The following is a 20,867-nucleotide window of genomic DNA, read 5'->3' as shown; positions in this document are numbered from 1 at the left end:
GTCCACCCGGGTGGACTGCCGGCTCTCGTCGTCAGGTCACGTGTTCAGCCCGGCCACTGCCGCACGCAGGATCCCCACAGCGGCGTCCCTGCGATCGGAGGTGAACCGCGCCTCGGGGCCGGATGCGGACACCGCGAACGAGGCGGCGCCCTCCCCCACGGCTATCGCCACGCAGCGCACCCCCTCCTCCTGCTCGGATTCGTCGGTCGCGAAACCCGAGCGACGGATCCGGTCGAGCTCGGCGATCAGCGCGTCGGGGCGGACGATCGTCGTCGAGGTGTAGCGACGCATACCGGCCCGACCGAGCATCGCGCGGACCTCGTCGTCGTCGTCGCCCGCCACCAGCGCCTTCCCCACGGCGGTGCAGTGGACCTCCACCCTGCGCCCCACCTCGGTGAACATCCGCATCGAGTGCGGGGAGGGCACCTGGGCGAGATACACCACACCGTCCCCCTCGCGGACGGCCATGTTCGCGGTCTCGCCGGTCCCTGCCACGATTGCCCGCAGAACCGGCTCGGCCCATTCCAGGGTCGCGCGCCGGGCGGCGTCGCCGACCCGCTGAAGGCGGGGGCCCAACAGGTAGTCGCGCCGCGCGTCACGGCGCAGGTGTCCACTCTCGGCGAGCGTGCCGCACAGGCGGTGGACCGTCGCGGCGGCCAGGCCGGTGTCGGCGACCAGGTCGCCGAGGGACGCGCGCCCCCCGCGCAGTGCGAGGGCGTCCAGCAACGCGAAGGTGCGATCCACGGACTGGACGCGGGACCTGCCCGCACCGGGCTCGCTCATCGTCGGGCCTCCTCGAGAGTCTCCAGGGCGGCGCGCAACGGTCCGCCGGGGCGCGCCTGCCCGCCAAGGGTGTCGGTGTCGATCCAGTGGATCCGGTGGTCACGGCCAAACCACGAGCGCTGTCGCCGGACGTAGCGGCGCGTGCCGATGAACGTGCGCTCCTCCGCTCGGGCGACCCCGGCTTCGTCGATGCCCAGGTCGTCGTCCATCTCGTCGAGAACCTGCGCGTAGCCGATCGCGCGACGTGCGGTGACGCCGCCCCGCAGGCCCACGCCGACCAGCCCCCGCACCTCGTCGACCAGTCCGTCGGCGAACATCGCGGCCGTGCGCGCTGCCAGTCGCTCGTCCAACTCGGGCAACCCGCACCGCAATCCGAGGATCCGGGTCCCCCACCGGGGCGCGCCGATGGTCGGGCGGGAGGCGGAGAACGGGCGCCCGGTGATCTCGACGACCTCCATCGCCCGGACGGTGCGGCGCGGGTCGGTCGGCAGGATGGTGCGGGCCGCCTCGGGGTCGATACGGGACAGTTCTGCGTGCAGCGCGGCCACCCCGATCTCCTCGAGCCGGCGCTCGTACCGCGCCCGCACCCGCGGGTCGGTGTCGGGGATGGACCAGCCGTCGATCAGCGCCTGCAGGTACATCATCGACCCGCCGCACAGGATCGGCACGTTCCCCCGCCCGCGGATCTCGGAGATCTCCCGCTCGGCCTCATCGCGGAAATCGGCGACGCTGGCGGTCTCGGTCACGTCGAGGACGTCGAGGCGGTGGTGCGGGATCCCCCGGCGCTTGTCCGGGGGGAGCTTGGCAGTGCCGATGTCCATACCGCGGTACTGCTGCATGGCGTCGCAGTTGATGACCTCACCGCCGAGGGTCTCGGCCAGCCCCAGGGCGATCTCCGATTTTCCGGTGCCGGTGGCACCCACCACCGCGATCGGGGTCGTGTCGGTCACTGCGGGCCCCCGTCGTAGGCCGCGCATCCCGTGGCGGACGAGCCGGCGGCGGACGTCGCACGGGGCGGGATCGGTTCCCACCGCGCGGCGTGATAGCCGACGCCGAACGGTGCCCACGAGACCGTGTCGACCGCGGTGCGGTCCCCGATGAGCCCGGCGAGGGCCAACCAGGACGGGCGGCTCCACCACCCCACCTCGGCCGCCGCGGCCGGCCCGGGGTCCGGGAGGACACCCCCGTCGCGCAGCCACGCGGTGAGTGCGGCGTCGAGAGCCACCCCGCGCTGGTCCTCCGGAACGGGCGCGCGCGGGGTCAACGAGGCGGGGCCATCCGCGACGACGACGACGAGATCGTCGCCGTCGGACACCTTCACCGGTGTCGAGTTCGCGATCCGACCCTGCTCATCCACCGCCTCGAACGTCCGCGGTAGCCCGGAGCCCGCCCGGTCGAGCATCCACCACGCGATCAGTGCCGCATCGGGCACGCTCCCCCGTGGGGCGGACGGGGCGTCCGGACGCCCGACTCGAACGTCGGCACCCCACCGACGCAGGGACGAGCTGACGTCCTGCAGGGTCCTGCGCTGCGGGTCGGTGCCCACCACCACGACGCGTGACGCTGAGCGGGACGCCCGCCGGAGCTGTTCGCACAGCAACTCGACCTCGCGGGTGCTCTCCGCGGCTGCTGCGCCGGACAGCTCGGGCACCAGCACCGGTGCACCGGGGATCAGGACGACGGGACTGCTCACATCAGGGAACCCTACTGTTCCCGCGGCGAAGGTCTTCCGATGCCACACGGGGCGTGTGGCCGGGCGCCCCCGCGGCCCGCCTCTCCGGCGGACTCGGCCGACTATCCGGCGCCACGTACAGATACAGCCGACGAACGTGGCTGCGTTGGTACACACTAGGAGGATGCCGGCCCGGTAGCGGGACGGCGAGGCGATGACCGGGATGTCAGCCCGGCGACGGTGCCGTGTTACGCGGCAGAAGGAAACGAGGACCACATGAGCGACCAGTCACCCACCGCCGCGAGCGGTCAGGAGTCCGGAGGGACGTCGCCGACCCCCGGGCCCGGGCCCCGACCCGGGCCGCGCCCGGGAGCCCCTTCCCCCGCCGCGATGGCCCGGAAGGCCACGCCGAGCCCGGCCCCGGCAGCGGAAGCCAAGGCCACCCGTGCCTCCGACCCCGCTGAATGGGGTCGGGTCGATGAATCGGGCGCGGTGTTCGTCAGGACCGCTGACGGTGAACGTCAGGTCGGCTCGTGGCAGGCGGGAGTTCCGGCCGAAGGGCTGGCCCACTTCGGGCTTCGTTTCGATGATCTCGCCGCCGAGGTCTCCCTCCTCGAGACCCGCCTGGACACGCATCCCCAGGACGCCCGGAAGACTCGCGCGTCCGCTGAAGCCCTGGCCGAACAGATCCCCACCGCCGCCGCGGTGGGCGACCTGGACTCACTCGCGGTGCGGGTGGCCGCCGTGGTCGAACGTTCGGGTGAGGTCGAGGCCCGGGCCCGTCAGCGCAAGGACGAGCAGCGCTCCGCGGCGATCGCCCGCAAGGAGGAACTGGCGTCCGAGGCCGAGGAGATCGGCGCGTCGTCGACCCAGTGGAAGGCGGCCGGCGACCGGCTCCGGGAGATCCTGGACGAATGGAAGACGATCCGTGGGATCGACCGGAAGACCGACGACGCACTGTGGAAGCGGTTCTCCAAGGCGCGCGAGGCATTCAACCGTCGCCGCGGTTCCCACTTCGCCGAACTCGATCGCAACAGGGCATCGGTCAAACGGGTCAAGGAAGAACTGGTCGAACGAGCCGAGGCCATGTCCGGCTCCACCGAGTGGAACGACACCGCCACCTCGTACCGGCGGCTCATGGACGAATGGAAGGCGGCCGGCCGGGCACCGCGTGAAGCGGACGATGCCCTGTGGAAGCGCTTCAAGGCCGCGCAGGACACCTTCTTCGACGCCCGGCACGCCGCCGCCGCGGAACGCGACGCGGAGTTCGAGGTGAATGCCGAGGCCAAGGAGGCTCTCCTCAAGGAGTACGAGGGTCGGATCAAGCCCGGCACCGACCTGGCCGCCGCCCGCTCGACCCTGCGCGAACTGCAGTCGCGTTGGGAGGAGATCGGGAAGGTTCCCCGAGATCGGATGGGTCCGCTCGAGAACCGGATCCGGGCGATCGAGAAGTCGGTTTCGGAGGCCGCCGACACCGAGTGGCGTCGCACCGATCCGGAGGCCAAGGCCCGCGCGGGGCAGTTCTGGGACCGGGTCCGCGACTTCGAGGACCAGGCGGAGAAGGCCGAAGCCGCGGGCAAGAGCAAGGACGCCGACAACGCACGCTCCCAGGCCGCCCAGTGGCGGGAGTGGGCGGAGGCCGCGGAGAACGCCGTCGATACGCGCTGACCGGGTCAGCGATACGCGCCGGCCGATGACGAAAGGGGGCGGGGTGCCTGGCACCCCGCCCCCTTTTCGTCATGTCTGAGCAGGTCAGATCAGAGACCGTCCCCGCTTCGCGCGTTCTCTTCCAGCTGGCGCTGCTCAGGGGTGCGCGTCCAGAGCACGCCGGCGAGAGTTCCGATGAGCAGGAACAGCAGGATCTCACTCAGGTACATTCCGATACCCGGGCCTCCGAACCCCTGGAAATCGGGGTCGGGCCCGCGTCCGGACTGTCGGAGCCAGATCGCCAGGATCCCGTAGACCGCTGACACGCAGGTGGCGCTCCATGCGACCCCGGCCGCCCACCACTTCTGGGTGAGGATCATGAGTGCGCCGAACCCGATCGTGCCCACGGAGTACAACAGCACGAAGATGTGCGAGGGCAGCGAGGTCGACTGATCGGCGGCCGCGTCGGTGAAGAACAGCACATCGATACCGCGGACCCCGTCACTGTGCGGCAGGAGAAGCATCGCGGCGAGGATGACGATGAGCACCGTGGACGCGAGGTAGGCCCGGCCGATGACGAGCGTCCGGCCGAGCACACTGTCCTTGCGGCGCATCTCTGATTCCGCGTTTCGGGTTACTTCCATGATCCCGGCGATGGGATCGGGGCGGTCCGCGTTACTCACGTGGGGCATCCCTTCTCAAGGACGTCGTCGACCGCGACGTGTCGACGCAATGTGGGCAGTCCGAGGCCGACGCCGATCGGCGGGGTCTCGGGCTTCTCCCCCGCTTCGTGCCGGTCGCCGGCGCGGGTGGCGCGGTAGCTGAGCACGCCGTCGTCGGCGAGCAGGTGGTGTGGGGCAGCAGCCGTGATCCGCGTGGTGATCACGTCACCCGGGCGGACGCGATCCGCGTTGTCGCCGGTCGGCGCGAAGTGCACGAGTATGCCGTCGCGCGCTCGCCCCGTCATCCGCGCGGTGGCGGCATCCTTGCGTCCCTCGTCGGCGGTGACGAGAACCTCCACCACGCGGCCGACGCGGGCCTGGTTCTCCTCCAGCGTGATCCGCTCCTGGAGCTCGATGAGTCGCTCGTACCGCTCCTGGACGACGGCCTTGGGGATCTGGTCCTCCATGGTGGCGGCCGGGGTCCCCGGGCGCGGAGAATACTGGAAGGTGAACGCGCTGGAGAATCGCGCCTTCTCGACCACGTCGAGTGTCGCCTGGAAGTCCTCCTCGGTCTCCCCGGGGAAGCCCACGATGATATCGGTGGTGATGGCGGCGTCCGGCATCGCGACGCGGACCCGGTCCAGGATGCCCAGGAACTTCTCCGAGCGGTACGACCGTCGCATCGCGCGCAGTACGCGGTCGGAACCGGACTGCAGGGGCATGTGCAGCTGCGGGCACACAGTAGGAGTGGATGCCATCGCCTCGATCACATCGTCTGTGAACTCGGCAGGGTGCGGGGAGGTGAAACGGATCCGTTCGATCCCCTCGACCCGACCGGCGGCGCGGAGCAACTTCGCGAATGCGCCCTTGTCCGAGGGCTCGTCCGGGTCGTGGAACGACCTGCCGTAGGCGTTGACGTTCTGGCCGAGGAGGGTCACCTCGATGACCCCCTCGTCGGCGAGGGCCTGGACCTCGGCGAGGACCTCGCCCGGCCGGCGGTCGACCTCTTTGCCACGTAGCGAGGGAACGATGCAGAACGTGCACGTGTTGTTGCAGCCGACGGATACCGACACCCAGCCCGCATAGGCCGAATCACGGGTCGCGGGCAGCGTCGAGGGAAAGTGCTGAAGGGAATCAGCGATCTCGACCTCGGCGCGCTCGTTGTGCCTCGAACGCTCGAGCAGGGTCGCCAGGTGGCCGAGGTTGTGGGTGCCGAACACCACGTCCACCCAGGGCGCCCGCGAGACGACGACGTCCTTGTCCTTCTGCGCCAGACACCCGCCGACGGCGATCTGCAGGCGCGGGTTGGCGTCCTTCCACGGGCGCAGATGCCCCAGCGTTCCGTAGAGTCGGTTGTCGGCGTTCTCACGCACCGCGCAGGTGTTGAAGACCACGAGGTCCGGAAGGGCGCCGGTCACCGGGTCGGCCTCCCCCTCGAAGGGGATATAGCCCGCCTCTTCCAGGACCCCGGACATCCGTTCGGAGTCATGGACGTTCATCTGGCATCCGAAGGTGCGCACCTGGTAGGTCCGCTGATCGGCGCCGTCCACCGGGGCGTCCCCGGGCGCCTGCTGCAGGTCGGTCACGAGAGAATCCACGCAGGCCAGGGTACTCAGGACGAAGCGTGGGCCGCCAACTCGGCATCCACCACGGCCATGGCCAGCCCCGTGGGATAGCCCCGCCGGGCGAGGAACGACACGAGTCGACGCCGTTCCCCGGCGCGAGCCGCTCCGCTGGCCGCGCCGGCAGGGCGTCTCGACAAACGAGCGCGCACGAGTTCCGTGGCCTGCAGACGTTCATCGGAATCGTCTATATCGGCCACCGCGTCGGCGATGTGGGCCTCCGCGACGCCCTTGTCCCGGAGCTCGCGTTCCAGGGCGCCGCGGGCTCGACCCCGCCGCCGCCGACGACCCCGCACCCATTCCGCAGCGAACTCCCCGTCGTCGATCAAGCCCCACACCCGGATGCGGTCGATCGCCTCGTCGATCGCCTCTGCCGGGTGTTCCTTCTCGGCCAGACGCCCACGTAGCTCATGCTCACTACGTGGCCGGTAGCGGAGTAACCGCAGTGCCGCCGTTGCCGCCTCGTGCGCCTCCGGAGCGAGCGGAGGCAGGTCCGACGATCCCGACGGACGGGCTTCGACCGCCGCTATTGCCGCCCGGAGCTCATCCGCATCGAGCTCCGGGCGCTGACCGGTCGCGCGCTGCCCTTCCGGGCGCGTCCGATCCATCGGCATCAGAACTCGACGGGCACCACGTCGATCGGGGCGTCCTCGTCGGACTCCGCCTCGATCTCCGCGATCTCGGCCCCAGCTCCGATGTTGAGCTTGTCCAGGATCTTGCGCTCGATCTCGTCCCGGACGGCCGGGTTCTCCTTGAGGTAGCGGCGGGCATTCTCCTTACCCTGCCCCAGCTGGTCCTGACCGTAGGTGAACCAGGAACCGGACTTCTTGATGAAGCCGTTCTCCACGCCCATGTCGATGAGCGAGCCCTCGCGGCTGATGCCCTCGCCGTAGACGATGTCGAACTCGGCGATCTTGAAGGGCGGCGCAACCTTGTTCTTGACGACCTTGACCTTGGTGCGGTTACCGACCGCGTCCGCCCCGTCCTTCAGCGTCTCGATGCGACGCACGTCCAGCCGCACCGAGGCGTAGAACTTGAGCGCCTTACCACCGGTGGTGGTCTCGGGCGAGCCGAACATCACGCCGATCTTCTCGCGAAGCTGGTTGATGAACACCGCGGTGGTCCCGGTGTTGTGCAGGGCGCCCGTCATCTTTCGCAGGGCCTGACTCATGAGGCGGGCCTGGAGTCCGACGTGACTGTCGCCCATCTCGCCCTCGATCTCCGCGCGCGGCACGAGCGCCGCAACGGAGTCGATCACCAGGATGTCGATGGCTCCGGACTTGACGAGCATGTCCGCGATCTCGAGCGCCTGCTCGCCGGTATCCGGCTGAGAGACGATGAGGTTGTCCGTATCCACGCCGAGCTTGCGTGCGTACTCCGGATCGAGTGCGTGTTCCGCATCGATGAACGCCGCGATACCACCGGCGGCCTGGGCGTTGGCGACAGCGTGGAGGGCCACGGTGGTCTTACCCGAGGACTCCGGACCGTAGATCTCCACGACACGGCCACGGGGGAATCCGCCGACCCCGAGCGCCACGTCCAGCGACAGTGCGCCGGAGGGGATGACCTGGACCGGCGGCCGATTGTCGTCTCCCAACCGCATGACGGAGCCCTTGCCGTAGGCCTTGTCGATCTGGGCCAGGGCCAGTTCGAGTGCCTGCTCACGATTCTGCGCGGCGCCGGGCTTGCCCGTGCCCGTCTTGGCCTTAGCTGCCATGTGTCTGCTCCGTTCGTGCTCGACCTCCGGCGCCTCGCCGATCGGTCTGTGTGGTTTCACTCGCGGACGTTACGGGCCGGGTACGACACGAAGCGCCATACGAGGCCCGGCGACCGTCTCCTGTGGACTGGTGACGCCCTGTGGACAGCGGGGGCCCGCCGTCATCCGTGTTCCAGTGTAGGGGAACGTCTGTTCGACGTCGAACGACACGCCGTACATATGGCGCTAGCGCAACTGTTCGGGGACGTCGAACTCGTCACAGAGCGCGAGCCAGACCTGCTTGACCGATTGTCCTCCATCGATCGCCTCATGGGCGGTACGGCCACCGCACGCGGCCAGATGGTGCGTCCGCACGAGGTGGTCCGCGCGGAGTTCACCGAAGGCCTCCACCGTTCTGGCGTTGAACTCGGTCAGTGTCACCCGCTGCACCTCCCTGTTCGGACGACAACGGGCCGCCGGCGAACCCGCCGACGGCCCGTGTGCCTCCAGATCACTGCTGTTCGGTCTGCGCCTGCTGCTGGGGCGGTGTGGCCGGCTGCGCTTGGCCCTGTCCGAGCTGACCGGAGGAGCCGCTGCCCTGGCCGAGCTGGCCGCCCTCCGCCTGCATCGACGCCCGGATCTGCTCGAGCCGACTGTGGCCCGCCATCTGCGTGGACGCCTGCTCGATCTCCATCATCCGGCCCTGGACCGAGTTCTGGGCGAGCTCCGCGGAGCCGAGTGCGTTGGCGTAACGCTTCTCGATCTTGTCGCGGACCTGATCGAGGTTCGGGGTGTTACCACCGGACGACAGCTCCGACATCGACTGCAGGGAGGCACTGACCTGCTCCTGCATCTTGGCCTGCTCGAGCTGGCTGAGGAGCTTGGTGCGCTCTGCGACCTTCTGCTGGAGCACCATGGCGTTCTGCTCGACGGCCTTCTTCGCCTGACCGGCGGCCTGAAGAGACTGATCGTGCAGACCCTTGAGGTCCTCCACGTTCTGCTCCGCGGTGACGAGCTGCGCCGCGAACGCCTCGGCGGCGTTCTCGTACTCGGTGGCCTTCTGCACGTCACCGTTCTGACGGGCCTGGTCCGACATCTGCAGCGCCTGACGGGTAGACCCCTGGAGCTTCTCGATGTCCGCGAGTTGCCGGTTCAGTTTCATCTCGAGCTGGCGCTGGTTACCGATGACGGCCGCGGCCTGCTGTGAGAGCTGCTGGTGCTGACGCTGCGCGTCGGCGATGGCCTGCTGGATCTGCACCTTCGGATCGGCGTGTTCGTCGATCTTCGAATCGAACAACGCCATGAGGTAGCGCCATGCCTTGGAAAACGGATTGGCCATCGCTGCGTTTAGTCCTTCTGCCGATTCGGACGACGGGTCTGTTCTACGGTACCGAACGCCGTCATGGGTGGACCACCTGGAGTTGTCCCGGAAAGGGAATCAGGCTGCGAGCACGGGCTCGGTGAACGTGCCCGGTGGCGAGACCTCCAGCGCCGCGCGGATGAGGATCTCGCCGAGCGACACCTCCAGCGCTCCGGAGATCGACGCAAGCAATTCGCTGGAGGCCTCCTTGCGCCCCCGCTCGATCTCGGAGAGATATCCGGGGCTGACCCTCGCCGCGTCGGCTACATCCCGCAGGGTCCGACCTGACTCCCCGCGCAGGCCACGCAGAACCGTCCCGAGGGTCTCGCGCAACAACGGCGGGGCGCTGGGCTGGTCGGGGCGGGGCAGTGTGGTCATCTGGATGTTCGGCATCACCGGGTACAACGCGTCACCTTCCGGATTCGTTCCCACTTTCCCGATCCCCGTCGCAGGACGTCCGTTCATCGATCCCGCCCTCCGTTCCCGCCGGCCGGGCGGGCCCCGGCCGCCACCTCGGTGACCAGCGACATCGCCGCGTCGCACGCCTGGTCGCGGATCCGCCGTCGATCACCGGCGAGCGCCAACCGCACCGACCATGCCGCACGACCTGGGACGCACAGCCCCACGTACACAGTGCCGACCGGAAGACCCTCCTGCTCGTCGGGGCCCGCCACCCCGGTCAGCGCGAGTCCGACGTCCGCCCGGCAGCGGGCCGCCGCGCCCGTGGCCAGCGCCCGCGCGGTCTCCGCGGACACCGCTCCGTGCAGGTCCAGGACGTTCTGCGGCACGTCGGCCAGGACATGCTTGAGGTCGGTGGCGTAGACGACGAGCCCGCCCCGCAACACCGCACTGGCCCCGGGCACGTCCGCGATCGTGGCCGCCACGAGGCCGGCTGTCAGCGACTCGGCAGTGGCGAGGGTCCATCCCCGGGCCTTCAGCGTCGCGACGAGTGCCTCCTCCACCGACGCCTTCCCCGGCCCCTCGACCGCCCCGGGCTCGCTCATCGGCCACGCGCCGCGGCCTGCCGGGCCTTGACCACGTAGTCGATCCCGGTGTAGACGGTCAGCACCACCGCCACGCCGACGATGAGCCACTCCAGTGGCCACACCCAGTAGGGCAGCGGCAGGATGAGCAGCCCGACGCCGAGTGTCTGCGTGACGGTCTTGAGCTTGCCGCCCCTGCTCGCCGCCACCACGTGGTCGACGCCGAAGAAGCGCCAGAGCGTGATCCCGACTTCGCGCACCAGGATGACGACGGTGACCCACCAGAACAAATCGTGGACGAGCGAGAGCGAGATCATTGCCGCGGCCATGAGTGCCTTGTCCGCGATCGGGTCGGCGATCTTGCCGAAATCGGTGATGAGTCCGAGTCTGCGCGCGAGGTAACCGTCTGCGTAGTCGGTCAACATCGCGACGGCGAACACGCAGAACGCACCGATCCGCCACCAGGCGTCCTGGGCGCCCGCCACGAAGAACACGACGAGGAAGACCGGGACCAGGATGATCCGCAGCACCGTGAGGAGGTTCGCGATGTTGAGAACGGGGACCTCGGCGGTGGGGCTGCCTTCGCCAGTCGTGGAGGTAGTCACCTCTTCACCTTAGCCAGAGCCGCCCGCCTACCCTTGACGGCACAGCCAGCCCACCCACACCAGAGGGAGACCCCACATGCCGCTCTTCGCCGTCACCTACCGCTACGAGGCCGCACAGACCGACGAGCGGGAGGCGAACAAGCCCGCGCACCGCGAATGGCTGGCGGCCCGGGTCGAGGCGGGCTCGATCCGTACCGTGGGTCCGTTCGTGGACGGCTCCGGTGCGTTGCTCCTGGTCGAGGCCGACGACGACGAGGCCGCACGCGCACTGATCGCTCAGGACCCGCACTGCGTCCGGGGCGTGGTCCCGGAGATCACCGTCCGGGAATGGATGCCCGTGTTCGGTGCGCTGGCCTGAGGGCCCGCCCCGGACGGCAACGGCCGGGACGGTCAGCCGACGGGCGACTCCACGGGATCGCCGATCGCGGAGGGCTCCCCCGCCGGGTCGTCCGCATTCTCCTCCGGCGGGGTGCCGCCCTTGATCATCCACAGAACGGATGCCAGCTCTTCGGGCCGGACCAGGACCTCGCGGGCCTTGGATCCCTCGGACGGCCCCACGATGTCGCGGGACTCCATCAGGTCCATGAGCCGGCCGGCCTTGGCGAACCCGACGCGCAGCTTGCGCTGCAGCATCGAGGTGGAGCCGAACTGGCTGGAGACCACGAGCTCGACCGCTGCCAGCAGGTCGTCCAGATCGTCGCCGATATCCGCGTCGATGTCCTTCTTGCCGTCGTCCTTCGACTCGGTGACGGACGTGTCGTACTCGGGCTCCGCCTGGTTCTTGGCGTAGTCGACGACCTCCTGGATCTCCTCGTCGGTGATGAACGCGCCCTGCATCCGGACGGGGCGTGAGGCGCCCATCGGGATGAAGAGCCCGTCGCCCATACCCACGAGCTTCTCGGCGCCGGGCTGGTCGAGGATCACCCGCGAGTCGGTCAGCGAGGAGGTGGCGAACGCGAGACGGGACGGCACGTTGGTCTTGATCAGACCGGTCACCACGTCGACGGACGGTCGCTGGGTGGCGAGGACCAGATGGATGCCGGCCGCGCGGGCCTTCTGGGTGATGCGCACGATCGCGTCCTCGACGTCCCGCGGTGCCGTCATCATGAGGTCCGCGAGCTCGTCGACGACGGCCACGATGTACGGGTACGGGCGATACTCCCGCTGGCTCCCGGGCGGCGTGGTGATCTCCCCGGACCTGACCCGGTCGTTGAAGTCGCTGATGTGGCGCACGCGCGTGGACTTCATGTCCTGATAACGCTGCTCCATCTCCTCGACCAGCCAGGCCAGCGCGGCGGCGGCCTTCTTGGGCTGCGTGATGATGGGGGTGATCAGGTGCGGGATCCCCTCGTACGGCGTCAGCTCGACCATCTTCGGGTCGATGAGGATGAGCCGCACCTCGTCCGGCGTCGCGCGGGCGAGCAGCGACACCAACATGGAGTTCACGAAGCTGGACTTACCCGAGCCGGTGGAACCCGCGACCAGAAGGTGCGGCATCTTGGCCAGGTCGGCCGTGACAAAATCGCCCTCGATGTCCTTGCCCAGCCCGATCAGAGTCGGGTTGTGCTTGGTCGCGGTGCCGGGGTCGGTGAGCACGTCGGCCAGACGCACGAGCTCGCGGTCGAGGTTCGGGACCTCGATACCGACGGCGGACTTGCCGGGGATCGGCGCCAACAGACGGACGTTGTCCGTCGCGACCGCATACGCGATGTTCCGGTGGAGAGCGGTGATCTTCTCGACCTTCACTCCCGGGCCGAGTTCGACCTCGTAGCGCGTGACCGTGGGCCCCCGGGTGAACCCGGTGACCGCGGCGTCGATCTTGAACTGCTCCAGGACGCCCTGGATCGCCTCGATCATCTGATCATTGGATTCGCTGCGTGCCTTGGGCGGATCCCCGGCCGTGAGCAGGTTCAGCGGCGGCAGCGAGTAGTCGATGCCGCTGAGAAGTTGGGTCTGGGAGTCCAGACGCTCGCCCTCCGTCTCCGAGGCGGTGTGCGTCGAAGGAGAGTTGGTCTGCGGAACCGCCGAGCCGCTCCCGGCCTGCTCACCCCTGGCCTGTGCGGCCTCCCCACGCGCCGACGTCGCCCGGGCCGTCCGGCCGACCCGTGCACCGTCCGCACCCGCGGGCGCCACGGCGGATGGCACCGTCGTCGATTCAGGATCCGACTCGACGTCGCGGGCTGCAGCAGCGGCCTCCGCACCACGACGGGGGGCAGCGGGCGCGGATGCCCGGCTCCCGACGTCCGCGGACGGCTCGGCCGAGGCCGCCGCCGGTCCGCGCCCACCGGCGGCCGGCGGCATCTCGACGGTTTCTCCCGTGGTGGGGGTGTCTGTCCACGTAGCCACACGACGCCGGGACGAGCGGCGGGGAGCGGGGCGTTCCGACTCCTCGTCCGCCGAGCCGACGGTCTCCGCGATCGGGTAGGCGGTCGTGGCCTCGTCCTCCCAGGCGTCGTCGTAGTACTCGTCCACGATGTCGCCGCTGCCGTCCCAGCCGAAGAAGCCGCGGACCATGCCCGGTATCTCCCGGGCGGGGCGCCCCACCATGACGAGGACACCGAAAGCCACGATCAACACGAGGAGCGGAACGGCCACGAACACCGACAGACCGGCCTCGATGCCGCCCCCGACGATCCGACCGAGCACTCCCCCACCGGACCGCACGCCCCCCGGATCGCTCGGCGACCCCGCGGCGAGGTGCCAGAGCCCCAGCACGCCGAGCGCGGACACGATCGTCCCGACCAGCCACCTGGAGTGGACGTCGGAACGAGGCTCGCGCGCCATGATGAGCACGCCCCAGCCGCCGATCAGCAGCGGAAGAAGGGCGCCCGGGGTACCCACCACCGTGCGGATACCCGTATCGATCCACTGCCCGATCGGCCCCGCAGCACCGAACCACACCGCGCCGGCGAAGATGATCGCCACGCCGATCAGGACCATTCCGAGACCGTCGCGCCTGTGGGGAGGCGCCGCCTTGTCGTCGTCGTCGGAACCCCCGCCCAGGCCACGGACCCCGTGCCCTACGCCCTTCGCCAGGGCCGACCAACTCCCACGGAGGCCACGGCCGACCGCTCCGAATGCGCCGGAGGTCCGTTCGGGAGCGGCGGACGAGGCCCGCGCGCCACCGCGCCCGTTCCCACGGTTCGTGGTCCGGGTCCCGGACTTCGGCGTCGAGACCACCGCACCACGCCGCGCACTGCCGCCCCGGGACTTCGGAGTGGTGGACGTCGCCGAACGCTGCGCGGCGGATTTCGACGCGGGACGTCGGCCGCCGGGCGCACGGGTGGATCGCGTGCTCGAAGTGGATGCCATGGGGGTCACTCTAACGTCTCAAGCAACACTGGTAACAGCAGCCACACGGTGCGGGTGTATCCCGACGGCGACCTACACGCTCCGTCCGACCGCCTCGAGTGCGTCGATACCGCGCTGAGCACCGGATATCTCGACGTCCACGCGCTCTCGTCCGAATGTCCACAGGAGCAACTCGACGGGCTCGGCCACGACGGTCACCAGGGGCGCCAGCGCCGCCCCTGTCGACACCGGAGCCGCAGCGCTCGCCGCCTCAGCGTCAACCCCGGGGTGCGGGGATGATGGGCCCCGGGGGACGCTCAGGTCGATCCGCGCGGGAACCTTCCTCAGCCTGCTGCGGGTCACAGTCGTGGCGAGCGTCCACACCCGCGCGAGGTCACGGCTGTCGAATTCGCGCTTCGACCAGCCTTCCCCGGCCCGACGCACGTCCTCGTGGTGGACCAGGTACTCCGCGGTGTTGGCCAGACTGTCGGCCAGACGCAGTGGCGAATACCACGGTGGACCGGACGCGATCGAGTCGAGCAGCTCCTCCCACGGGCGCTCCGACTCGCGGAGACGAAGCGTCTCGAGCCGCGCAGACAGTGCCGGTAACACCACCCCCGCCGCCGCGTCCGGTCGGGCCTCACGCACGACGAGGTGTGCCGCCAGATCCCTGGCCGTCCATCCTTCACACAGGGTGGGCACATCCGGGCCCGTGTCGCGCATGGTCTCCACCAGCGCGACACGTTCCCGACGGGCGAGGGACCGGCGATCCACCCCCACCGGATCAGCTCTCGGCGACCGCGGAGGTGATGACCGTGGGGACGATCATGGGCTTACGACGCCACTTGTCGGAGACCCACCGGCCCACGGTGCGGCGGACCGCCTGCGCCAGGCGGTACGGATCGGTCTCGCCTTCGCCGGCGAGGTCCCACAGCGCGTTCTCGACCAACTCCACCACGGGCGCCAGCGCACCGGGCTCATCGGTGAAGCCCTTGCCGATGATCTGCGGCTTGCTCACCGGACGGCCCGTGCGCGGATCGACGACCACGGTGGCGACGATGAATCCGTCCTCAGCCAGCGCCGTACGATCGGCGAGCACCGTGTCACCGACGTCACCGGTCGAGAGACCGTCGACGTAGAGGTTGCCGACGGGCACCTGCCCGACCACTGCGGCCTGACCGTCGATCAGGTCGACTACCACACCGTTCTGGGCCAGGACCACGTTGTTCTCGGGCACGCCGGTGGCGACCGCCAGCGCCTTGTTGGCCCGCAGGTGGCGCCATTCGCCGTGGACCGGCATGGCGTTCCTGGGTCGCACGGCGTTGTAGATGAACAGGAGCTCGCCGGAGTATCCGTGTCCGGACACATGGATGTTCGCCTCGCGACCGGTGATGACCTCGACGCCCATCTGCGACAGGCTGTTCATCACCCCGAACACGGCCTCCTCGTTGCCGGGAACCAGCGACGACGAGAACAGCACCGTGTCGCCCTCACCCAGGTTGACCTGACGGTGCTCACGGCGGGCCATTCGCGACAGACCGGCCATCGACTCGCCCTGGGTACCGGTGGTCACCACGACGAGCTTCTCCGGCGGGAGCTTGCCCGCGGAGTCCATGTCCACGATGACCCGCGCAGGGTCGGTGAGCAGCCCCATCTCGAGCGCGATCTCCATGTTCCGGAGCATCGACCGACCGTTGAGCGCGACCTTGCGGCCGGCCGCCGCGGCGGCGTCGACGGCCGACTGCACCCGGTAGACGTTCGAGGCGAAGCACGCGACGACGACGAGCTTGCGCGCATCCGCGATCAGACGCTCCAGGGCGGGTCGCACGCCCGCCTCGGACGGGCTGATGCCCGGAGTGGTGGCGTTGGTCGAGTCCACCAGCAGCAGGTCGATACCCTCGTCACCGAAGCGCGACATCTTGGGCAGGTCGGTCGGCCGCTTGTCGGTCGGCAGCTGGTCGAGCTTGATGTCGCCCGTCATCATCACCGAGTTGCCGCCGGCCTTGATGACGACGCCGAGGCATTCCGGGATCGAATGGTTGACGTCGAAGTACCGCACCTCGAAGGCGCCGAACGACGAGATGCTCGACTCGTCGACCTCATGGAACACCGGCTTGATGCGGTGCTCCCGGCACTTGGCCGCGACGAGCGCGAGGGTGAACTTGGAGCCCACGACCGGGATGTCCGGACGCAGCTTGAGCAGGAACGGGATCGCGCCGATGTGATCCTCGTGGCCATGGGTCAGCACGAGTGCCTCGACCTGGTCCAGTCGGTCCTCGATGTGGTCGAAGTCCGGGAGGATCAGGTCGACGCCCGGCTCCGTCGAACTCGGGAACAGTACTCCGCAGTCGACGATGAGCAGCTTCGAGTTGTACTCGAAGACGGTCATGTTGCGCCCGATCTCGGAGATGCCGCCGAGGGCGACGAGTCGCATCGCCCCCTTGCGCGCCTTCGGCGGGCTGGGCAGCCGGACGGTCATGTCCGCGCCCTGCATGGTCTTGACGCCGCCGAAGTCGGCGGTCGACGAATCACCGCGTCCGCGGCCGCGACCACGGCCGCCACGGTTGCGTCCGCCGTTCTGACCGCCGGAGCTCTTACCGCCGCCGTTCTGCCCTCCGGAGTTCTTACCGCCGCCGTTCTGCCCGCCACTGTTCTGACCGCCCGACCGCTGCCCGCCGTTGTCCTGTCCGCCGGAACTCTTGTCGTCCCGACCGGACGAGCCACGGTTGTCGGACGACGAGCCGCGACGACCGCGCGAACCGGACTTCGACCCCCCGTCCGCATCCTGGCCGGACGTGTCACGGCCGCCGCGGGGCTGTCCACCCGCGTCCTGCTGGTTAGTGTGCTGCTGCGACTCGTCCCGGGGCGCCTTGCCCTCAGCGGAGTGCTGCTGGGACGGACGCTCCTCGGAGGCGGCATGGGTCGGCTCGGTGAACTGCACGGCGGTCACCGGTGCCGGGGCACCCGTGGGACGGCCGGCTGCGCGACGCGAACGACCGCGACCGCGGTTCTGTGAGGAACTTTCTGTCATGTGGTGACTCCTGCTCTGCGGAGCAGCGCCGCCAGGGCGTCGCGCTGCTCATCGGTTGGTGGTAACTGCGGGAGTCGCGGCACACCGGCCGGGATCCCGAGAAGTTCTAGTCCTGCTTTGGACATCGACACGCCTCCGAGCGCCCGCTGGGCGTCGAAGAGCGGGAGGAGTCCGAGGTTGATGCGACGGGCCGTCTCGATGTCTCCGGCGAGGTAGGCCCTGCGGATCTCCGCGAGTCGTGACGCGACCACGTGACCGATCACACTGACGAATCCGGTGGCCCCCACGGCCAGCCATGGGAGGTTGAGTTGATCGTCTCCCGAGTAGTAGACGAGGTCGCAGTGCGACATCACGGTCGCCGCGTCGTGGAAATCGCCCTTCGCGTCCTTGACCGCCACGATATTCGGATGGCCGGACAGCCCGATGAGGGTGTCCGCCTGGATGGGGACCACCGACCGTGGCGGGATGTCGTAGAGCATCACCGGCCGGTCGGTGGCATCCGCGATCGTGCGGAAGTGAACGTCCAGGCCGGCCTGAGTCGGCTTGGAATAGTAGGGCGTCACCACGAGCAGTCCGTGGGCACCCGAGGCCGCGGCCTGGCGGGCCGCGTGAACGGAGTGGGCGGTGTCGTAGGTGCCCACCCCCGCAACGATCGTCGCCCGGTCTCCCACTTCAGCCAGGACGGTCTCGAGGACCGCTGTCTTCTCGGCATCAGTGGTGGTGGGCGACTCCCCCGTGGTGCCGGACACGACGAGTCCGTCGCATCCTGAGTCCACGAGATGTCTCGCGACACCGGCGACGGCCTTCAGGTCGACATGTCCGTCGCTCCCGAAAGGCGTGACCATCGCCGTGAGGACCGTCCCGAAGGGCGCGGGTCGCGCTGATTCGGTGGGGGGCCGGCCGGTACCGGCCGACTCTGCTCCCCCTGCGGTCACGTGTGTCATGGTGTCCCAGGGTACCCGCAGAACCACACGGATCCCGATTCAGACCCGGCGTTCGGGTGCTCGATCGGGACCGCGGTCCTCCTCATCCTTCGAGCACGTAGGGGCTGACGGCGATTTCCGAACCATCGTCGAGCGTCGCGATCTCGAAATCGGAGAACACCGCGGGCGCCACATCCCGGAGTTGGCGAAGGACGTCGATTGCCAGACCACGGATCTCGGTATCCGCGTGTTCGGTCGCCCGCATCCCGATGAAATGCCGCCACGACCGGTAGTTCCCGGTCACGACGATGCGGGTCTCGGTCGCGTTAGGCAGCACCGATCTGGCCGCCTGCCGGGCCTGCTTGTGTCGGAGCATCGGGTTCGGGACGTCCGCGAAGCGTTCCTCCAACTTGGCCAGCATCTCCGCGTACGCCTCACGGGAGGCGTCGGTCGCCCGCCTGAAGATCTCGACCAACTCGGGGTCCTCGGCGATGGCGGGCGGCGGGACGACCTTCGAGTCATGCTCCGGGACGAAGCGCTGGGACAACTGACTGTAGGAGAAGTGACGGTGACGGATCAGCTCATGGGTGCACGAACGCGAGATGCCGGTGATGTAGAAGGTGACGTTGGCATGTTCGAAGACCGAGAGGTGTCCCACTTCGAGAATGTGCCGGAGGTAGCCCGCGTTGGTCGCGGTCCGGGGATTCGGCTTGTCCCAGCTCTGGTAGCAGGCCCGGCCGGCGAACTCCGCCAGCGCCGAGCCGCCCTCGGCGTCAGTCTCCCACCCGAGATCCTCGGGAACGGTGAACTGGGTGTGCGCGACCATGCGGACCTGCCGCCGGACGAGCTCGGACATGATGGGACTCCTTTTGCTGACGGGCTGTGCTGACGCTCAGCCGAGTAGATGCGCGGCAACGGTGGCCGCGACCTCGGCCACCGTGTCGAGGTCGTCCCGCCCGAGCTCACCGATGAGCTGCGTGGCCGGGGCGACCGCCTGCAGTGCCCACCCGGTCGTGATCTTCTCGACTGAGGTCACCGCCCCGGCGGTGTCGTTGTCCCCGTGGACGCAGAGCGCGTACGGGCGTCCGCTCACCGCCCCCTCGCAGGTGTAGTACGTGCGATCGAAGAAGTGCTTGAGCGCGCCCGACATGTACCCGAAGTTGGCCGGAGTGAGAAATACGTAACCGTCGGCCCGCAGGACGTGATCGTCCGTCGCCGCGAGCGCGGGGACGGACTCCACGGCGATGTCCTCGAGCTCGGGGTGGGCCATGCCGGTTTCAATGGCTTCCACGATCCGGCGCAGCCGCGGTGAGGGCGCGTGGTGGACCACTAGGACGGAGCTCATGGCCTGCTCCCCTGCGCCGCCCGCTCGGCCTCCAGCAGATCCATGGCGACCCGCATCACCTCGCGGGCGCGGAGGCGATCACCGGCATGGTCATAGGCACGTGCCAGCCGGTAGTTCGTACGCCAGTCCTCGGGGGAGGCCTGGTACTCCGCGCTGACCTGGTCGAACAGCGCGTCCGCCGCTTCGTGCCGGAGCCGCCCCGACGGGCGGTGATCCAGATCCGAGACGTCGAGTTCTATCCCCTCGGCAGCCGCCGCTGCCGAGATCCGCTGCAACTGGAAGCCGTTGCGCAGGATGGCCCAGGTCGCCCACGCGCCGACCGCGGTGAGCAGGATGATCCCCACGCCGAGGCCCTGCATCGCGAGATGCTCCGATGTCGCGATCATCGACCAGCCGAGGAAGATCAGGTAGCCAAAGGCCACCAGCAGACCTGCTGCCGCGACGAACATGACCAAGGGCTTGACGAACCTGTCCACGACGGTCGACCTACAGGTCCATGAAAGTGTCGAGGCCCACGGTCAACCCCGGCGCGCTGGCGATCGAGCGGACTCCGAGCAGCACGCCCGGGGCGAATGACGTCCGGTCCAGGGAGTCATGACGGATCGTCAGCGTCTCGCCCTGGGTTCCGAGCAGCACCTCCTGGTGGGCGACCAGTCCGGTCACCCGGACCGAGTGGACCCGCACGCCGTCGACATCCGCGCCCCGTGCCCCGTCGAGTCCGGTGGAGGTGGCGTCGGGCGACGCGCCCAGGCCTGCCGCGGTGCGTGCGGCCCCCATCATGGCCGCGGTCCGCTGAGCGGTCCCGGACGGGGCGTCCGCCTTGTTCGGGTGGTGGAGCTCGACGATCTCGGCCGACGGGAAGTACCTGGCGGCCTGGACGGCGAACCGCATCATGAGGATCGCGCCGATCGCGAAGTTCGGCGCCACCAGGACACCGGTTCCGGGGCTGGACTCGAGCCGGCTACGCAGTTCCTCGAGTCGCTCCTCGGTGAACCCGGTGGTTCCGACGACGGCGTGGATGCCGTTGGCGATGCAGAACTCGAGGTTGTCCATCACCACGTCCGGGTGGGTGAAATCCACCACGACCTCGGCGCCGGAGTCGACCAGTGATCGCAGGGCGTCACCCTGGTCGACCTCTGCCACGAGTTCCATGTCCTCGGCCTCGCGTACGGCATCGCAGATCGCCGTGCCCACCTTGCCGCGTGCGCCGAGCACTCCGACCTTCGTCACCGTCATCGTCTCCTTCG

General features: G+C 69.2%; 22 protein-coding genes. 2 read left to right on the top strand and 20 right to left on the bottom strand.

What is annotated here, in order from left to right:
• Nucleotides 1–36: 36 nt before the first annotated feature.
• Genes ACWIFB_RS12005 through ACWIFB_RS11995 form a run of 3 tightly spaced genes read right to left on the bottom strand, consistent with a single transcriptional unit; the run spans nucleotide 37 to nucleotide 2,476 of the window.
• Nucleotides 37–783 carry an IclR family transcriptional regulator gene (locus ACWIFB_RS12005; protein WP_452098992.1) on the bottom strand — a complete coding sequence of 249 codons (747 nt, stop codon included), beginning with the start codon at nucleotides 781–783 and terminating at the stop codon, nucleotides 37–39.
• A complete protein-coding gene (gene miaA, locus ACWIFB_RS12000; RefSeq protein ID WP_454058356.1) occupies nucleotides 780–1,760 on the bottom strand; it encodes a tRNA (adenosine(37)-N6)-dimethylallyltransferase MiaA in 981 nt (326 codons plus the stop codon). The genes ACWIFB_RS12005 and miaA overlap by 4 nt, the downstream gene beginning before the upstream one ends.
• Nucleotides 1,730–2,476, bottom strand: a complete 747-nt coding sequence (locus ACWIFB_RS11995; protein ID WP_454058352.1) for a hypothetical protein — start codon at nucleotides 2,474–2,476, stop codon at nucleotides 1,730–1,732. Before ACWIFB_RS11995 ends, miaA begins: the two co-directional genes overlap by 31 nt.
• 255 nt (nucleotides 2,477–2,731) lie before the next feature.
• On the opposite strand from ACWIFB_RS11995, the gene ACWIFB_RS11990 reads away from it, so the two are divergent.
• A complete protein-coding gene (locus ACWIFB_RS11990) occupies nucleotides 2,732–4,123 on the top strand; it encodes a DUF349 domain-containing protein (RefSeq protein WP_454058351.1) in 1,392 nt (463 codons plus the stop codon).
• A gap of 89 nt (nucleotides 4,124–4,212) precedes the next feature.
• On the opposite strand, the gene ACWIFB_RS11985 is transcribed toward ACWIFB_RS11990, so the two are convergent.
• The 9 genes from ACWIFB_RS11985 to pgsA form a co-directional block, all read right to left on the bottom strand.
• Nucleotides 4,213–4,794, bottom strand: coding sequence for an Rv2732c family membrane protein (locus ACWIFB_RS11985; protein WP_454058350.1), 582 nt, complete (start codon nucleotides 4,792–4,794; stop codon nucleotides 4,213–4,215).
• Nucleotides 4,782–6,350, bottom strand: a complete 1,569-nt coding sequence (miaB, locus tag ACWIFB_RS11980) for a tRNA (N6-isopentenyl adenosine(37)-C2)-methylthiotransferase MiaB (RefSeq protein WP_454058355.1) — start codon at nucleotides 6,348–6,350, stop codon at nucleotides 4,782–4,784. The genes ACWIFB_RS11985 and miaB overlap by 13 nt, the downstream gene beginning before the upstream one ends.
• A gap of 26 nt (nucleotides 6,351–6,376) precedes the next feature.
• Nucleotides 6,377–6,994 (bottom strand): regulatory protein RecX, encoded by a 618-nt coding sequence (locus ACWIFB_RS11975; protein ID WP_454058349.1) that lies wholly within the window; start codon nucleotides 6,992–6,994, stop codon nucleotides 6,377–6,379.
• A gap of 5 nt (nucleotides 6,995–6,999) precedes the next feature.
• Nucleotides 7,000–8,103 carry a recombinase RecA gene (recA, locus tag ACWIFB_RS11970; protein WP_452098997.1) on the bottom strand — a complete coding sequence of 368 codons (1,104 nt, stop codon included), beginning with the start codon at nucleotides 8,101–8,103 and terminating at the stop codon, nucleotides 7,000–7,002.
• 225 nt (nucleotides 8,104–8,328) lie between these two features.
• Nucleotides 8,329–8,523 carry a DUF3046 domain-containing protein gene (locus ACWIFB_RS11965; RefSeq protein WP_452098998.1) on the bottom strand — a complete coding sequence of 65 codons (195 nt, stop codon included), beginning with the start codon at nucleotides 8,521–8,523 and terminating at the stop codon, nucleotides 8,329–8,331.
• 70 nt (nucleotides 8,524–8,593) lie between these two features.
• Complete coding sequence (locus ACWIFB_RS11960; protein ID WP_452098999.1) at nucleotides 8,594–9,421, bottom strand: PspA/IM30 family protein; 828 nt, start codon at nucleotides 9,419–9,421, stop codon at nucleotides 8,594–8,596.
• A gap of 99 nt (nucleotides 9,422–9,520) precedes the next feature.
• Complete coding sequence (locus ACWIFB_RS11955; RefSeq protein WP_230929072.1) at nucleotides 9,521–9,835, bottom strand: helix-turn-helix domain-containing protein; 315 nt, start codon at nucleotides 9,833–9,835, stop codon at nucleotides 9,521–9,523.
• A gap of 68 nt (nucleotides 9,836–9,903) precedes the next feature.
• The gene (locus ACWIFB_RS11950) at nucleotides 9,904–10,446 is read right to left on the bottom strand and encodes a CinA family protein (protein ID WP_452099000.1); all 543 of its coding nucleotides are present in this window, start codon (nucleotides 10,444–10,446) and stop codon (nucleotides 9,904–9,906) included.
• Complete coding sequence (pgsA, locus tag ACWIFB_RS11945; RefSeq protein WP_452099001.1) at nucleotides 10,443–11,030, bottom strand: CDP-diacylglycerol--glycerol-3-phosphate 3-phosphatidyltransferase; 588 nt, start codon at nucleotides 11,028–11,030, stop codon at nucleotides 10,443–10,445. Before pgsA ends, ACWIFB_RS11950 begins: the two co-directional genes overlap by 4 nt.
• A gap of 76 nt (nucleotides 11,031–11,106) precedes the next feature.
• Here pgsA and ACWIFB_RS11940 point away from each other — a divergent pair, with 76 nt between their 5' ends.
• Nucleotides 11,107–11,388, top strand: a complete 282-nt coding sequence (locus tag ACWIFB_RS11940; RefSeq protein ID WP_452099002.1) for a YciI family protein — start codon at nucleotides 11,107–11,109, stop codon at nucleotides 11,386–11,388.
• A gap of 32 nt (nucleotides 11,389–11,420) precedes the next feature.
• Here ACWIFB_RS11940 and ACWIFB_RS11935 read toward each other — a convergent pair whose 3' ends face one another.
• From ACWIFB_RS11935 to dapB, 8 genes are all read right to left on the bottom strand, one after another.
• A complete protein-coding gene (locus tag ACWIFB_RS11935) occupies nucleotides 11,421–14,342 on the bottom strand; it encodes a DNA translocase FtsK (protein ID WP_454058348.1) in 2,922 nt (973 codons plus the stop codon).
• A gap of 72 nt (nucleotides 14,343–14,414) precedes the next feature.
• Nucleotides 14,415–15,044 (bottom strand): TIGR03085 family metal-binding protein, encoded by a 630-nt coding sequence (locus ACWIFB_RS11930; protein ID WP_454058347.1) that lies wholly within the window; start codon nucleotides 15,042–15,044, stop codon nucleotides 14,415–14,417.
• A 61-nt stretch (nucleotides 15,045–15,105) separates the two neighbouring features.
• The gene (locus ACWIFB_RS11925; protein WP_454058346.1) at nucleotides 15,106–17,352 is read right to left on the bottom strand and encodes a ribonuclease J; all 2,247 of its coding nucleotides are present in this window, start codon (nucleotides 17,350–17,352) and stop codon (nucleotides 15,106–15,108) included.
• A complete protein-coding gene (dapA, locus tag ACWIFB_RS11920) occupies nucleotides 17,349–18,296 on the bottom strand; it encodes a 4-hydroxy-tetrahydrodipicolinate synthase (protein WP_454058345.1) in 948 nt (315 codons plus the stop codon). The genes ACWIFB_RS11925 and dapA overlap by 4 nt, the downstream gene beginning before the upstream one ends.
• 82 nt (nucleotides 18,297–18,378) lie before the next feature.
• The gene (thyX, locus tag ACWIFB_RS11915) at nucleotides 18,379–19,131 is read right to left on the bottom strand and encodes an FAD-dependent thymidylate synthase (protein ID WP_452099007.1); all 753 of its coding nucleotides are present in this window, start codon (nucleotides 19,129–19,131) and stop codon (nucleotides 18,379–18,381) included.
• A 36-nt stretch (nucleotides 19,132–19,167) separates the two neighbouring features.
• On the bottom strand, nucleotides 19,168–19,620 hold the full coding sequence (locus tag ACWIFB_RS11910; RefSeq protein ID WP_230928803.1) for a flavodoxin family protein: 453 nt from the start codon (nucleotides 19,618–19,620) through the stop codon (nucleotides 19,168–19,170).
• Nucleotides 19,617–20,069, bottom strand: coding sequence for a hypothetical protein (locus ACWIFB_RS11905; RefSeq protein ID WP_452099073.1), 453 nt, complete (start codon nucleotides 20,067–20,069; stop codon nucleotides 19,617–19,619). Before ACWIFB_RS11905 ends, ACWIFB_RS11910 begins: the two co-directional genes overlap by 4 nt.
• Nucleotides 20,070–20,106: 37 nt before the next feature.
• On the bottom strand, nucleotides 20,107–20,856 hold the full coding sequence (gene dapB / locus ACWIFB_RS11900) for a 4-hydroxy-tetrahydrodipicolinate reductase (protein ID WP_454058344.1): 750 nt from the start codon (nucleotides 20,854–20,856) through the stop codon (nucleotides 20,107–20,109).
• Between the last annotated feature and the right edge of the window lie 11 nt (nucleotides 20,857–20,867).

It is taken from the genome of Dietzia sp. NPDC055340, assembly GCF_053645335.1.
Note: the sequence above shows the minus strand (reverse complement) of the source record. Positions and strands in the feature narration are given on the sequence as shown.

Excerpts from the sequence above, each read along its gene's own strand:
- ACWIFB_RS12005 (WP_452098992.1), bottom strand. The coding sequence starts at position 783 with ATGAGCGAGCCCGGTGCGGGCAGGTCCCGCGTCCAGTCCGTGGATCGC.
- miaA (WP_454058356.1), bottom strand. The coding sequence starts at position 1,760 with ATGCGCGGCCTACGACGGGGGCCCGCAGTGACCGACACGACCCCGATC.
- ACWIFB_RS11990 (WP_454058351.1), top strand. The coding sequence starts at position 2,732 with ATGAGCGACCAGTCACCCACCGCCGCGAGCGGTCAGGAGTCCGGAGGG.
- ACWIFB_RS11985 (WP_454058350.1), bottom strand. The coding sequence starts at position 4,794 with ATGCCCCACGTGAGTAACGCGGACCGCCCCGATCCCATCGCCGGGATC.
- ACWIFB_RS11975 (WP_454058349.1), bottom strand. The coding sequence starts at position 6,994 with ATGGATCGGACGCGCCCGGAAGGGCAGCGCGCGACCGGTCAGCGCCCG.
- recA (WP_452098997.1), bottom strand. The coding sequence starts at position 8,103 with ATGGCAGCTAAGGCCAAGACGGGCACGGGCAAGCCCGGCGCCGCGCAG.
- ACWIFB_RS11960 (WP_452098999.1), bottom strand. The coding sequence starts at position 9,421 with ATGGCCAATCCGTTTTCCAAGGCATGGCGCTACCTCATGGCGTTGTTC.
- ACWIFB_RS11955 (WP_230929072.1), bottom strand. The coding sequence starts at position 9,835 with ATGCCGAACATCCAGATGACCACACTGCCCCGCCCCGACCAGCCCAGC.
- ACWIFB_RS11950 (WP_452099000.1), bottom strand. The coding sequence starts at position 10,446 with ATGAGCGAGCCCGGGGCGGTCGAGGGGCCGGGGAAGGCGTCGGTGGAG.
- ACWIFB_RS11940 (WP_452099002.1), top strand. The coding sequence starts at position 11,107 with ATGCCGCTCTTCGCCGTCACCTACCGCTACGAGGCCGCACAGACCGAC.
- ACWIFB_RS11935 (WP_454058348.1), bottom strand. The coding sequence starts at position 14,342 with ATGGCATCCACTTCGAGCACGCGATCCACCCGTGCGCCCGGCGGCCGA.
- ACWIFB_RS11930 (WP_454058347.1), bottom strand. The coding sequence starts at position 15,044 with ATGCGCGACACGGGCCCGGATGTGCCCACCCTGTGTGAAGGATGGACG.
- ACWIFB_RS11925 (WP_454058346.1), bottom strand. The coding sequence starts at position 17,352 with ATGACAGAAAGTTCCTCACAGAACCGCGGTCGCGGTCGTTCGCGTCGC.
- dapA (WP_454058345.1), bottom strand. The coding sequence starts at position 18,296 with ATGACACACGTGACCGCAGGGGGAGCAGAGTCGGCCGGTACCGGCCGG.
- thyX (WP_452099007.1), bottom strand. The coding sequence starts at position 19,131 with ATGTCCGAGCTCGTCCGGCGGCAGGTCCGCATGGTCGCGCACACCCAG.
- ACWIFB_RS11910 (WP_230928803.1), bottom strand. The coding sequence starts at position 19,620 with ATGAGCTCCGTCCTAGTGGTCCACCACGCGCCCTCACCGCGGCTGCGC.
- ACWIFB_RS11905 (WP_452099073.1), bottom strand. The coding sequence starts at position 20,069 with ATGTTCGTCGCGGCAGCAGGTCTGCTGGTGGCCTTTGGCTACCTGATC.
- dapB (WP_454058344.1), bottom strand. The coding sequence starts at position 20,856 with ATGACGGTGACGAAGGTCGGAGTGCTCGGCGCACGCGGCAAGGTGGGC.